This is a genomic window from Cytobacillus sp. ABV4_503, assembly GCF_056158445.1.
Window position 1 is genome coordinate 1,940,283 of the sequence record NZ_JBSWTH010000001.1, and the last position, 13,884, is coordinate 1,954,166.

Here is a 13,884-nt window from a genome sequence, read left to right on the forward strand (position 1 = left end):
TGTACATAGCAAATGTTTGAAACGGTGAAATATGAGGTCGCAAACGGTGTTGCTTGGATTTCATTAAACCGGCCGGATAAACTGAATGCATTCACAGAACAGCTTAATAAAGAGGTTCAGCAGTCCATAAAACAGGCAAGCCGGGATAAAGAAGTCAGATGCCTTGTTATCACAGGCGAAGGACGTGCATTTTGCTCTGGCCAGGACCTTCAGGGTGTAAATGAGGATATGGATCATGGCGAGGTACTCCGCCGGTTCTATAATCCAATGATAATGGAGCTTCATAAATGTAAAAAACCGGTTATCGCTGCAGTCAATGGGGTGGCAGCAGGGGCAGGCATGAGTCTCGCATTAGCATGCGATTTCAGGCTTCTTTCTGATAAAGCCAGCTTTTTAGAAGCTTTTATCCATGTTGGGCTGGTGCCTGATGCCGGGAATCTCTACTTTCTGCCAAAACTGATCGGTCATGCGAAAGCCATGGAGCTTGCAGTGCTCGGTGAAAAGGTTAATGCACAGGAAGCCAAAGAGCTTGGCCTGGCTACCAGGGTAATTCCTATGGAGAAATGGAAGGATGAAATAACAGCTTTTGCAGAAAGGCTGGCCGGCATGCCGACAGCGGCCATTGCGATAATTAAGAAGAACCTGAAAGCGAACTGGGAATCCACTTTAGAAGAATGTTTGGAGAGAGATGCACAGGGTCAGCGGCTAGCCGGCCTTACTCTTGACCATAAAGAGGGTGTAGCCGCATTTATGCAAAAGCGAAAGCCTGTGTTTCAAGGGAAATAGACTTTACTGGATGAAAGGACTTAGAATCCATTAAATTCTTTGCCCGTTTTTATGTTCTTCTTGCGAGCATCTCGTTTTGGGTGCTCGTCTTTTTTAAACTGAAAGGAGGATTACACCATGAAAAATATTGTCGTAATCGGTTCAGGCGTAATGGGGCGGGGGATTGCGTATGTCAGTGCAGTAGGGGGATTTCACACCACCCTTGTAGACATCAGCCAAGAACAATTAATCCGTGCGGAAAAAGAGATTGATAGCATCTTTGAAAAAGGACTCATCAGGAATAAAATAACAGCAGTTGATATGGAAGCAGGCAAAAATCGTCTTACCTATTCTGTAAGTCTTGCTCAGCATGTAAGTGCAGCTGATCTTGTTATTGAGGCTGTCCCTGAAGTGATGGATATTAAGAAGAATATTTTTGAGGTGATTGATCAGCACGCACCTGAGCACTGCTGTTTTGCAACAAACACCTCTACCATGAGTCCAACCGAAATTGGATCATTTACAAAACGTCCGGACAAAGTGATTGCCATGCATTTCTTTAATCCCGTCCCCAAAATGCCGCTTGTTGAAATTATTAAAGGGCTTGAAACAAGCGAAGAAACATCACAGTCAATTAAACGTGCTGCTGAGTTAATGGGGAAAGAAACAGTAGTCATTAATGAATTTCCAGGCTTCGTAACAAGCAGGATCAGTGCGCTCGTTGGAAATGAGGCATTTTATATGCTTCAGGAAGGTCTTGGCTCACCTGAAGAAATTGATAAGGCAATTAAGCTTGGGCTAAATTATCCGATGGGGCCATTCGAACTTGGCGACCTTGTCGGCCTTGATACGCGCCTGAATAATTTAAAATACCTTCACAGCAAGCTGGGTGAAAAATATCGGCCGGCACCGCTCCTTGAACAATATGTTAAAGCAGGAAGGCTAGGGCGCAAAACGGGCAGGGGTGTTTATGATTACACTGCCAGAGAGGAAGTTAAGCAATGAGAAAAGCAGTAATTGTGGATGCTGTCAGGACACCGATAGGAAGATATAAAGGTGTGTTAAAGGATATTCGCCCGGATGATTTAGGAGCCATCGTCATAAAGGCTCTGCTTGATAGAAACCCGATCGTGAATCCAGCAGAAATAGAAGAGGTCATACTGGGAAATGCCAATCAGGCAGGAGAAGATAATCGCAATGTGGCCAGGATGGCAGCTTTGCTTGCCGGATTGCCTGTCGAAGTGTCTGCTTCAACTGTTAACCGGCTTTGCGGGTCTGGTTTAGATGCTGTTAATTATGCTGCACGGGCCATTTTAGCCGGAGAAGGAGATATTTTTATTGCAGGCGGAACGGAGAGCATGACACGTGCCCCATTTGTAATGGCAAAGCCAAGCAGCGAGTTTCCAAGAGGGAATATGGAGATGTATGACACAACCATTGGATGGAGATTTACAAACAGCAGGCTTGAGAAAATGTACGGTGCTGAAAGCATGCCCAAGACAGCAGAAAATGTTGCAGAAAAATATGGCATATCGCGTGAAGAACAGGATCTATTTGCTTTTGAAAGCCAGAAGAGAGCAAAAGCAGCTATTGAAAAAGGCAAATTCGACGATGAAATCATTCCAGTTACATACATGGATAAAAAAGGGGATGAAATAACCATTTCACGTGATGAGCATCCCCGTCCGGAAACTACTTTTGAAAAGCTCGCAAGCTTAAAACCGATTTTTCAAGGCGGAACTGTAACGGCGGGCAATGCTTCAGGGGTTAACGACGGTGCGTCTGTATTGCTGATGATGTCAGAGGAAAAAGCGAGTGAACTTGGATTACAGCCCCTTGGAACTTATATTGTATCGGCAACAGCAGGGCTTGAGCCTTCTATTATGGGGGCAGGTCCTGTTTATTCCACCCAGAAAGCTTTGAAGAGGGCTGGTCTTATGATGACTGATATAGACTTAATCGAGTTAAATGAAGCTTTTGCTTCACAATCCATTGCCTGCATAAAAGAACTTGGCGCCGATTCGGAGCGGGTAAATGTAAATGGCGGAGCGATAGCATTGGGCCATCCGCTTGGAGCGAGCGGTGCCCGTATTCTGACGACTTTATTGCATGAAATGAAGCGCAGGAATTCAAAATACGGCCTGGCAACGATGTGTGTGGGAGTTGGCCAGGGGATTTCTACAATTGTTGAGCGCTGACCATAGAGCTTTTTCACTCTATGGTTTTTAGGGTTTATAAGGACTTTGGCGTGTGTATGATGGCAGAGACAGTTAAATTATTTAGTATGCCGAAAAAGTATTGTTCAAAACTATCTACTTTTAGTACAATTGTATATAACGAATTTTTTCCGTTCAACCCACAAGATGAAATGAGGATGAAAGCAAGTTGAATACAAGGTCAATGATTTTCACACTTTATGGCGATTATATTTCACATTATGGAAGCAAAATTTGGATTGGAAGCCTTATAAAGCTTTTAAGCGAATTTGGTCATAATGATCAGTCTGTAAGAGCAGCGATTTCAAGAATGAATAAGCAGGGATGGGTGAGCGCAGAAAAGATCGGCAATAAAAGCTATTACTCCTTAACGCCTAGAGGGCAGAAAAGAATTGAGGAAGCGGCTAAGCGAATTTTTAAATTAAAACCTGAAGAGTGGGATGGCAAGTGGCGCATACTCATGTATACTATTCCGGAGGAAATCCGCAATGTGCGGGATGAATTGCGGAAGGAACTTGTTTGGAGCGGTTTTGGCTCCATGTCCAGCAGCTGCTGGATCTCTGCTAATAATCTTGAGAAACAAGTATTTGATTTGATTGAGAAATATGAAATTGCCGACTATGTTGATTTCTTTATTGCCAGGTATGCAGGACCGCATAAGAATATCGAAATAGTTGAAAAAAGCTGGAACCTGACAGAGATAAATGATAGATACCAGGAATTTATCTCAGAATACAGCCAGAAATATATCATCGATAAAAATAAAATCCAGAAGGGGAATATGACTGATGCAGAATGTTTTGTGGAAAGAACAAAGCTTGTGCATGAATACCGGAAATTCCTCTTTGTGGATCCGGGGCTCCCGGAAGAACTTCTTCCAGATAAATGGCTGGGCAGCCATGCTGCTGCTTTATTCAGTGAATATTATAAAGAACTGGCAGAACCGGCATCAAGATTTTTTGAAAGTGTTTTTAAGGAAGGAAATGAACTTAAAAACAGAGATGCCGATTATGACGCATTAAATCATCCCTATATGGTGGAATAAGAAAGAGCCATCTTGCAGACGAGCAGGATGGCTCAATTTCTATTTTTATCAGTATATCTATTAAATCCTGCCGCAGTATCAATATAAAGATCTAACGTAAAAGATCTATCGGCATCTCAAACGTTTTCCATAAAAATAAAATCCAAAGGAACCCGATTCCCAATGCTGCCAGCGGCCGTTTATGATGAATTCTAAGAATAATAAACATGAAAAGATTAAAAAAGAACGACCATTGGATTGACCAGCCATTTGAATGCTCAATGAGGTCCAAATAGTAAAGATTGATAAATTCAATGGTGGTATATAGAAACACCCATAGTAGAATCCATCCTGCCTGCTTAAAGAATCCAGACGGATAGCGGCCGATGAAGATTAGAATTGTTACCGGATATACGATGGCCATAATCATGAGATTAATGACAGGGTGCCCAATAAGAATATTCTCAGCAAATATAGTCTCTTTATATTGCCACATTGGGTAATTGCGAAGAAGAAAGTTTTTTAACAAATCTCCTCCAATTAAAAAAAGGATGGTTGGGTAGTATACACGCCAGTTTCTCCAATCCCCCCATTTCAATCCCGCCAATAAAAAGAGCAAATTATAAAATAAGTGCATCAAATCCCTCTTTCAATACGAATCACAAAAATAAAACATCGCATTAATGAATAAATATATCATTCCTTAACAATATTACTTTTATGATTCTTTTCTTCATGAGAGCTTATTAATCCCGATAATCCATCAAAATAAGGTGATTTTATGGTTCTGCCTGCAGCACTTGTAATTGCATTTTATACACTAAGTTTCTTTTTCTTTATAGAAAAAAAGCTTTCCTTTTTGCAAAATTCTCTGGTTCTTATGTTAATTTCAATTGCAGCCCGAAATTACACAACCATACTTGCTCTTCAATTAAATTGGATTCATATTACAGAAGATTCTATTTTATTTATTGTGTTCTTGATTCATCGTGAAATTATTGGACCCTTTCTAGTTCTTATGTTTATAAATATTTATTGGAAAACTCAATCTCGCATAAAAAGGATAACTTTATTCGCCATATTCTTAATCTGTCTTCTTGGTATGGATCTTTTCAGCTTCACATCCGGAGTAATTACCTTTTTAGACTGGAATTTAATTAAAGCAGGCATAGGAAATTCGGCTTTTTTGATTGCCGGGCTCGGATTGTCCAGGGGGATAATGTATCTAAAGCAGGAGCCTACTAATTATGGAAAAGATATATGAAAAAGCTTTTGACGCAAATGAATGGTTTGTATTAGCAAATTTACTGCTATCCCTAATTCTTATATGGAAACTGCCCAAAAAACTATCTGGCTTGGAAACGGCAGTTCATCTCACCATCGGCGTATTTATAGGGATGTTCTTCGATCATACCATTAGTATCAGGCCGTGGGATTTTTATGATGTAAATGATACATCGAATTATCAAATCATTGATCTTGTGAGCTATATTATGTACGGGCCATACAGTTACTTTTTTATATATTTATATGTGAAATTAAATCTAAAAGGATATATGAATATCCTGTATGTCACCATCTGGTCTATTGTTGCTGTATTGATTGAATGGTTCTCTGTTAAGCTCGGCATATTTCATTATGAAAAGGGCTATCAGATGGCCTGGTCATTTCCTATTTATGCATTTGTTCAAACACTGCAAATCATGTTTTATAAAATTTCACTAAAAATGGAAAAGGGGACTGAATAGAGGCCTGTCTGCAAAACGGCGATGTGAATGAAAGGGTATTCTACCTGATGCATTGATTGCATCCTTCGATGTTTAGTATATGTGTTCCTAATTGTCAAACTATTAAAATTAGTATAACATTATTTTAACGGAGGAGGAATTTGATTGAATATATTAACGGACATTTTAAATATCAAATATCCAATTATTCAGGGCGGCATGGGGAATATTAGCAATGCCATTTTAACAGCGGCAGTTTCGGAAGCTGGAGGGCTGGGCACCATCGGAGCAGGAACAATGCCTCCTGAGGAAGTTGAGAAGATAATTGAGGAAACAAGAAGTTTAACAAATAAGCCATTTGCTGTTAACGTTGCATTAAGTGTCTCACCTTATGTAAAGGAAATCCTGTCCCTGGTAATTAAACATAAGGTTCCAGCAGTTTCCCTTTCGGCCGGAAACCCGGCTCCCTTTATCCCTAAGCTGCATGAAAATGGTGTGAAGGTCATAACCGTAGCAGCTTCGGTCAGACAGGCGCTGAAAGCAGAGGCAGCCGGTGCGGATATTATTGCAGCTGAAGGGTATGAGGCAGCAGGAATCAATAGTTCACTTGAAACTACTACACTCGTATTGATCCCTCAGATTACAGGCGAGGTTTCAGTTCCAGTCGTGGCTGCCGGGGGAATCGGTGATGGCAAAGGGCTTGCTGCCATGCTTGCACTGGGGGCAAGCGGTGTGCAAATGGGCACTAGATTCATAGCTACCAAGGAGGCACCATTCCACCCGCAGTATAAACAGAAAATTATTCAAGCATCCGATTATGAAACCGTTATTGTAGGGCGTTCAGTTGGCAGAATACGAAGACTGCTTTCCACAGGTTATGCCAAAAAATTGCTGGACTATGAAAAACATGGCATCAGTCTTGATGAGTTTAATAAACTCACTTCAGAAGACTATCATAAAATTGGAGCGATAAATGGGAACGGTGATGAAGGGTTTATGAACAGCGGACAGATAGCTGGCCTGATTGCTGATCTTCCAAGCGTAAAGGAGCTTTTGGATAATATGATAGAAGATGCTAACCTTCAGCTTCATAAGGCTAAAAAACTTTTACACTAGCAAGCAGGCAGTTTTATTCCTGCTTGCTTTTTTATGGAAATATATTTAATTTTTAGAATATTATTGACACTTCAGCGTTCTGGGTGGTAATATAACGTTGTATTTACGATATTAAAAGTAAATATCATATAAATGGTGAAAAACCATTTTGTGTACTATTTCCACCTTAAGATGTAAGCGTATACATAATAGGTTTAAACTACCAGGAAGCTGATAGTTAATAAATTTGAATAGGGGGTCATATAATGAAAAAATCGTTTAAAGCTCTTTCCTTAATTATGGCTGCAGGGCTGCTTGTTTTGAGCGGCTGCGGACAGGAAAAATCCAGCGGGTCTTCTTCAGAAGGTGATGAGAAGAAACAGTACACAATTGGCATCACACAATTTGTTGAACATCCATCCTTAGATGCTGCGACAGAGGGTTTTAAAAAAGCATTGGAGGATGAAGGCTTTAAAGAAGGCGATAATGTAAAATTCGATTTCCAAAATGCTCAGGCTGATATGAATAATACCCAGTCGATTGCAAATAATTTTGTCGGCGATAAAGTGGATATGATTTTTGCAAATGCTACTCCGAGTGCCGTGAGTGCTCTAAATGCGACGAAGGACATTCCAATTCTATTCACATCTGTTACAGACCCTGTTGGAGCCGGCCTTGTCCAATCCTTTGATCAGCCCGGAGACAATATCACAGGTACTACTGATAATCACCCGGAAGGAACTTCAAAAACAATTGATTTTATGATTGATGAAGCTGGTGTTAAAAATATTGGCATCATTTACAATTCTGGAGAGCAAAATTCCGAGGTACAGGTTAAACAGGTAAAAGAGCTTGCTGAACCAAAAGGAGCAAAAATTGTTGAAGCATCTGTTTCAACCTCTGCTGAAGTTAAGCAGGCGGCCGACTCTCTTGTTGGAAGGGTAGATGCCATTTATATCCCTACAGATAACACAGTTGTGTCTGCGCTTGAATCGGTTATTTCTGTTGCTGACAGCAAAAAGATTCCTTTATTCGTGGGTGAACTGGATTCCATGAAACGCGGTGCTATAGCAGCCAGCGGATTCAGCTATTTTGATCTTGGCTATCAGACAGGCAAAATGGCAGCTGAGATCTTAAAAGGAAATAAAAAGCCATCTGAAATTCCGGTTGAGCTTCCTGGAAGCCTCAAACTGGTTATCAATAAAAAAGCAGCTGACGCACAAGGACTGGAAGTAAAAGAAGAATGGGCAGATTTCGCTGAGTTCCATGAAGAATAAATGAGAATATCCGCCGGCTGGAAGCACAATATCCTGCCGGCTGCTTTATCAACTTAGCTATAAAGAATTAAATAAAGGGTGTGATTCTTAGTGTTTACAGCCATATTCGGTGCGTTCGAGTCAGGGATTATTTACGCAATTATGGCACTTGGAGTTTATTTATCGTTCAGGGTCCTTGACTTTCCTGACTTAACGGTAGATGGAAGTTTTGTGACTGGAGCGGCGGTAGCCGCAACCATGATTGTCAGCGGTGCGAATCCTTTTCTGGCTACGATCACTGCCTTATTTGCAGGTTTTATTGCCGGCTGCCTTACTGGTATTATTCATACTTTCGGAAAAATCAATGCGCTGTTATCAGGAATCCTTATGATGATTGCTCTGTATTCAATAAACCTTCGTATAATGGGTAAATCGAATGTTCCGCTCTTGAACACAGAAACTGCTATTACACATGTCAGGGATTTTTGGGATAAAACAGGAATTGATTCTTTTTTCAATAGTATATTAACCATGGCGGGACTTGGCGGCAGCCTCCCGAGAACATGGGGCATTATCCTATTTATGTTAGTTGTAACACTGGCAATAAAGTTCTTGACAGATCGGTTTCTTCAGACGGAGATTGGTTTAGCTTTAAGGGCTACAGGTGACAACAAGAGGATGATCCGCAGTCTTTCTGCCAACACCAACATGATGGTGATTTTGGGGCTTGGCCTTTCCAATGCAATGGTCGCTTTCTCCGGAGCATTGATTGCCCAGCAAGGAGGATTCGCCGATGTTGGCATGGGTATCGGAATGATTATCATCGGTTTGGCTTCAGTCATCATCGGTGAAGCGTTATTTGGCACAAAATCCATTGCCAGAACTACTCTGGCGGTTATTGGCGGAGCGATTATCTACCGCATCGTAGTGACCATGGCGCTGAGAGTGGAGTTCCTGGAACCTGGTGATATGAAGCTGATTACAGCAACTATTGTCATCCTTGCTTTAATAATGCCGAAGATTATTGACCGTACAAAGGAGAAGAAACGGAAAGCCAAAAGACTGGCAGGAAGCATGAACATAAGTGAATTGCCATCAGGCGGAAAGGGTGAGACTGGTGCTGCAATTAAATCAGATTCATAAAGTCTTCAATGAAGGTACTCCAGATGAAAAGATTGCACTGGATACGATCAATCTCACATTGAATGAGGGGGACTTTGTCACCGTAATCGGAAGTAATGGGGCAGGGAAGTCCACTTTAATGAATATAATTTCCGGTGTCATGATCCCTGATGTTGGTTCCGTTTATATTGATGGCCAAAATGTCACGGGCATGTCTGAATATAAGCGGGCAAAACTCATAGGCCGGGTTTTTCAGGATCCAATGGCTGGTACGGCTCCATCTATGACAATTGAAGAAAATCTCGCGATGGCATATTCAAGGAATAAAACAAGAACATTAAAAAAAGGAGTTACGAAAAAGCGCAAAGACTATTTTCGTGAAGTTCTTGAAACTCTCCATCTTGGCCTTGAAAACCGCCTAAATGCAAAGGTTGGTTTATTATCAGGAGGAGAACGGCAGGCACTTTCATTATTAATGGCTACCTTCACGGAACCATCCATTCTTTTGCTCGATGAACATACCGCTGCTCTTGATCCGGCTCGCGCAGAGCTTATAACGAATCTGACAAAAGAAATTGTTAAAAAGTACAACTTAACTACTTTAATGGTCACTCATAATATGCAGCAGGCGCTGGATTTAGGAAATAGGCTGATTATGATGGATAAAGGCCAGATTATTCTTGAAGTAGATGATGGACAGAAACAGCATTTAACAATTGAGCAGCTTCTGAACGAATTTCAGCGGATTCGCGGAACAAAAATGGCAAGTGATCGTGCTCTGCTTTCTTAGAACAATAAAAAGGATTAGCCAAATTTGCTGGTTAATCCTTTTTTTATGGGTATGAATGAAAAGAATTTTTAAAGTTTTTACAATTTATTGACTATTTATTTAACGTAATGGTATCATATCGTTAAATAAACGTCATACATATTTTTATATATAACAGGGAGTGATGGAATGAAACCTGGGCTGCAAATTGGAAATCAGGCAGTTGTCCATGCAGTGGTATCTCCTGAGATGTTCGCACAGTTTGAAGGGGAGGTCATTCATCCTGTCTATTCAACCGTAACGATGATCTATCACATGGAGTGGGCATCCCGCCTGCTGATCATCCCTTACTTGGAAGAGGGAGAAGAAGGGATGGGGGGAGCTGTTTCTGCCAGGCATTTATCCCCATCACCTGAAGGCTCATCCATTATCATTACGGCTACCGTATCCAAGCTGGATGGAAATTCAGTTTACTCAACTGTAACCGTCCATAATGGAAAAATCCTGGCAGGCAAAGGTGAAGTCAAACAGGTGATTCTGAAGAAAAGCAAGATTGCAGAAATGTTAAAGAGAGTTTAAAAGATTAGAAGCATCTGAGCCTAAAAAAGGCATTTTAATTTAATCTTATTGTAAGCGCTATCATAAATAAAGGGGAGAATGAAATGACAGATATGTTTCAAAAAATTAAAGATCATGAACAAGTCGTTTTCTGCAACGATGAATCTACCGGTTTAAAGGCTATTATTGCAATCCACAGCACCAGATTGGGGCCGGCATTGGGAGGCTGCCGTATGTTTCCATACAACAGTGTCGATGATGCCCTTGAAGATGTCCTCCGATTATCAAAAGGCATGACCTATAAATGTGCAGCTGCCGATTGTGACTTCGGAGGCGGGAAGGCTGTAATTATCGGGGATCCATTAAAAGATAAAACACCCGAACTATTCCGTGCTTTTGGCCAATTTGTTGAATCATTGAACGGGAGATTCTATACAGGAACAGACATGGGTACTTCTACAGAAGATTTTGTTCATGCCCTAAAGGAAACGAATTGCATTGTAGGGGTTGATGAGGTTTATGGAGGAAGCGGCGATTCTTCGGTACCAACTGCACAAGGTGTTATTTATGGCCTGCAGGCAACCAGTAAAGCCCTGACAGGAGCAGAGGACCTTTCAGGCAAAAGTTATGCCATTCAGGGACTAGGCAAAGTTGGATATAAAGTGGCAGAAAGACTGCTGGAGGAAGGGGCAGATTTATATGTGACAGATATCAGCCGGCAGGCAATCGACCAGCTCCTATGCAAAGCGAAAGAAATTGGTGCCGGGGTGAAGGTACTATCCGGAAATGATATATATGAGGCACCTGCAGACTTTTTTGTTCCATGTGCAATGGGCGGGGTCATTAATGATGACACAATCGGCCTGCTTAAAGTAAAAGCGATCGTAGGTTCTGCCAATAACCAGCTTATAGATATGCGACATGGTCAGATCCTAAAAGATAAGGGCATATTATACGCTCCCGATTATATTGTGAATGCAGGGGGATTAATCCAGGTAGCAGACGAATTATACACACCTAATAAGGAAAGGGTACTCCGCAAAACAAAAGCTATTTATAACTCTCTTCTGAACATCTACGAACATGCTGAAGCAAATGGTATAACAACAGTGGAAGCAGCCAACCAATTCTGCGAGAGCCGCATTGAAGCGCGCACACGCAGAAATAGCTTTTTCTCCCATATGAAACGCCCGAAGTGGTCAGTAAGGACCTAATTTTTTTGCTTGGATAACAATGTATGTACCGTATAAAAGTGATAAAAATAATTCAATAGCCAAAGGGTGAGAAGATGGAAAATCACTTTCCGATCAGACGGATAATGGACGAAAATGGAAACATCATCAATTCCGATTATGAAGAAAAAATAACTGAAAAACTTGTAAAAGAGTTTTATAGACATATGGTAAGAATCCGTATTTTTGACCGCAAGGCTATTTCACTCCAGCGCCAGGGCAGGATAGGCACATATGCACCTTATGAAGGACAGGAGGCTTCCCAGGTCGGAACTGCAGCTGCCCTAAGGGAGAACGATTGGATGTTCCCTACCTATCGCGATCACGGAGCAGCTATGACCTTTGGCCACTCACTGCGAAATATCCTGTTGTTTTGGAACGGAAGAAATGAAGGGTGTGTGCCGCCTGATGGAAAGAAAATTTTTCCTCCGGCCATCCCGATTGCGACACAAATCCCTCATGCGGCAGGAGCTGCTTTCGCTGAAAGGAAAAAAGGTACATCAAATGCCGCTATTGCTTATTTTGGAGACGGTGCGACTTCAGAGGGGGATTTTCATGAAGGGTTGAATTTCGCCAGTATTTTTAAAGCTCCGGTTGTCTTTTTTAATCAAAACAATCAATACGCCATATCTGTTCCATTTAACAAGCAGATGAATACAAAAACAATCGCCCAGAAAGCCCTGGCTTACGATATTCCGGGAGTCAGAATCGATGGGAATGATGTTTTCATGGTTTATTTTGAAACCTTAAATGCATTAGAAAGGGCTCGTAAAGGTGAAGGGCCGACACTAATCGAAGCAGTTACGTGGAGATATGGGGCACATACCACTGCAGATGATCCATCTAAATACCGTGATCAATCGGAAAGCACCAATAGAAGACAGGAGACTGACCCTATTTTAAGACTGGAGCGCTGGTTGAAAAATGAGGGGAGATTCGATGAGCAATGGGTGCGGACAACTGAAGAGAAAGCTGCTGCTGAAATAGATAAGGCTATAGCTGAAATGGAGGATTTTCCTCCTGCCGATCCAGCAGTTATTTTTGACCATGTCTTTGCAGAGCCGACATGGCAAATCAGGCAGCAGAAAGAGGAGTACCTGAAGATGATGGGAGGTGACCGATAATGAAAACGGCAGTAGAAGCAAAAACCATGACATTGGTTCAAGCTATTACCGATGCACTGGATACCATGCTGAATGAAAAGGAAGAGGTTTTGCTGCTGGGCGAAGATATCGGAAAGAACGGTGGTGTTTTTCGCGCAACTGATGGTCTTCAGGCTAAGTATGGCGAAGGCCGTGTAATTGATACTCCTTTAAGTGAAGCGGGATTTGTCGGAGCGGGGATTGGCATGGCTGTAAATGGGTTTTTGCCGGTGATTGAAATTCAGTTTCTGGGTTTTATTTATCCTGCATATGAACAAATCATGACACATGCTTCGAGAATCCGAATGAGGACGATGGGACATTTTACTGTTCCGATGGTTATAAGGGCTCCATATGGTGCAGGTGTAAGGGCTCCGGAAATTCACTGTGATTCAACGGAAGCCATTTTTACACATATGCCAGGCATTAAAGTAGTCTGCCCTTCCAGTCCCTATGACGCGAAAGGACTGCTGATTGCTGCCATTGAAGACCCGGATCCAGTTCTGTTTCTTGAGCCGATGCGCTGCTATCGTTCGGCCAAGGAGGAAGTTCCTGAAGGGAAGTATAGCATTGATATTGGCAAAGGCAATAAGCTCATGGAGGGTGATGATGTGACGGTCATTACATGGGGAGCCATGGTGCCTGAGGCTATGAAAGCGGCAAAGCTGATGAAAGAAAAAAACACTCATTGTGATGTGATTGATTTAAGAACTCTTTTCCCTCTGGATAAAGATATGATCGCAGAATCTGTCCAAAAGACAGGGAGAACAGTCATTGTCCATGAAGCTCATGCTACCGGCGGAGTAGGAAATGACGTGCTTGCCATTATTAATGATACATCGTTTTTATATCAGAAAGCACCTGTTGAACGGGTTACTGGATTTGATGCACCAGTGCCATATTTCGGTTTTGAGGACCATTACCTGCCAACTCCGGCAAGGATCCAGCAAGCAATAGAAAAAGTTATGAAGTTTTAGG

14 protein-coding genes are annotated in these 13,884 nt (G+C 41.8%); 13 read left to right on the forward strand and 1 reads right to left on the reverse strand.

Annotated elements, in window-relative coordinates; translation table 11 throughout:
- Positions 1-12: 12 nt before the first annotated feature.
- The 4 genes from ACXAD1_RS09730 (at position 13) to paaX (ending at position 4,026) form a co-directional block, all read left to right on the forward strand.
- On the forward strand, positions 13-786 hold the full coding sequence (locus ACXAD1_RS09730) for an enoyl-CoA hydratase-related protein (RefSeq protein WP_474909918.1): 774 nt from the start codon (positions 13-15) through the stop codon (positions 784-786).
- A 117-nt stretch (positions 787-903) separates the two neighbouring features.
- Positions 904-1,770, forward strand: a complete 867-nt coding sequence (locus ACXAD1_RS09735) for a 3-hydroxyacyl-CoA dehydrogenase (RefSeq protein WP_370222448.1) — start codon at positions 904-906, stop codon at positions 1,768-1,770.
- On the forward strand, positions 1,767-2,963 hold the full coding sequence (locus ACXAD1_RS09740; protein WP_206837341.1) for an acetyl-CoA C-acyltransferase: 1,197 nt from the start codon (positions 1,767-1,769) through the stop codon (positions 2,961-2,963). Before ACXAD1_RS09735 ends, ACXAD1_RS09740 begins: the two co-directional genes overlap by 4 nt.
- A gap of 187 nt (positions 2,964-3,150) precedes the next feature.
- On the forward strand, positions 3,151-4,026 hold the full coding sequence (gene paaX / locus ACXAD1_RS09745) for a phenylacetic acid degradation operon negative regulatory protein PaaX (protein ID WP_206837344.1): 876 nt from the start codon (positions 3,151-3,153) through the stop codon (positions 4,024-4,026).
- 91 nt (positions 4,027-4,117) lie between these two features.
- Here the strand turns inward: paaX and ACXAD1_RS09750 are convergent, their stop codons facing one another.
- Complete coding sequence (locus ACXAD1_RS09750) at positions 4,118-4,642, reverse strand: CBO0543 family protein (RefSeq protein ID WP_370222450.1); 525 nt, start codon at positions 4,640-4,642, stop codon at positions 4,118-4,120.
- 610 nt (positions 4,643-5,252) lie between these two features.
- On the opposite strand from ACXAD1_RS09750, the gene ACXAD1_RS09755 reads away from it, so the two are divergent.
- The 9 genes from ACXAD1_RS09755 to ACXAD1_RS09795 all read left to right on the forward strand — a co-directional run bounded on the left by ACXAD1_RS09755 (position 5,253) and on the right by ACXAD1_RS09795 (position 13,883).
- Entirely contained in the window at positions 5,253-5,753 is a 501-nt protein-coding gene (locus tag ACXAD1_RS09755) for a hypothetical protein (RefSeq protein WP_474909919.1), read from the forward strand.
- A gap of 144 nt (positions 5,754-5,897) precedes the next feature.
- A complete protein-coding gene (locus tag ACXAD1_RS09760; RefSeq protein ID WP_206837357.1) occupies positions 5,898-6,848 on the forward strand; it encodes an NAD(P)H-dependent flavin oxidoreductase in 951 nt (316 codons plus the stop codon).
- Positions 6,849-7,093: 245 nt separating this feature from the next.
- Positions 7,094-8,104 (forward strand): ABC transporter substrate-binding protein, encoded by a 1,011-nt coding sequence (locus ACXAD1_RS09765; RefSeq protein WP_474909920.1) that lies wholly within the window; start codon positions 7,094-7,096, stop codon positions 8,102-8,104.
- Positions 8,105-8,194: 90 nt separating this feature from the next.
- On the forward strand, positions 8,195-9,226 hold the full coding sequence (locus ACXAD1_RS09770) for an ABC transporter permease (RefSeq protein ID WP_474909921.1): 1,032 nt from the start codon (positions 8,195-8,197) through the stop codon (positions 9,224-9,226).
- Entirely contained in the window at positions 9,201-9,995 is a 795-nt protein-coding gene (locus ACXAD1_RS09775) for an ABC transporter ATP-binding protein (protein WP_474909922.1), read from the forward strand. The genes ACXAD1_RS09770 and ACXAD1_RS09775 overlap by 26 nt, the downstream gene beginning before the upstream one ends.
- A 168-nt stretch (positions 9,996-10,163) precedes the next feature.
- The gene (locus ACXAD1_RS09780; RefSeq protein WP_206837369.1) at positions 10,164-10,553 is read left to right on the forward strand and encodes a thioesterase family protein; all 390 of its coding nucleotides are present in this window, start codon (positions 10,164-10,166) and stop codon (positions 10,551-10,553) included.
- 83 nt (positions 10,554-10,636) lie between these two features.
- Complete coding sequence (locus tag ACXAD1_RS09785; protein ID WP_206837372.1) at positions 10,637-11,746, forward strand: Leu/Phe/Val dehydrogenase; 1,110 nt, start codon at positions 10,637-10,639, stop codon at positions 11,744-11,746.
- Between the two features lie 74 nt (positions 11,747-11,820).
- Positions 11,821-12,888 (forward strand): pyruvate dehydrogenase (acetyl-transferring) E1 component subunit alpha, encoded by a 1,068-nt coding sequence (gene pdhA, locus ACXAD1_RS09790; RefSeq protein ID WP_370222454.1) that lies wholly within the window; start codon positions 11,821-11,823, stop codon positions 12,886-12,888.
- Entirely contained in the window at positions 12,888-13,883 is a 996-nt protein-coding gene (locus ACXAD1_RS09795) for an alpha-ketoacid dehydrogenase subunit beta (RefSeq protein WP_206837378.1), read from the forward strand. Before pdhA ends, ACXAD1_RS09795 begins: the two co-directional genes overlap by 1 nt.
- Position 13,884 lies beyond the last annotated feature (1 nt).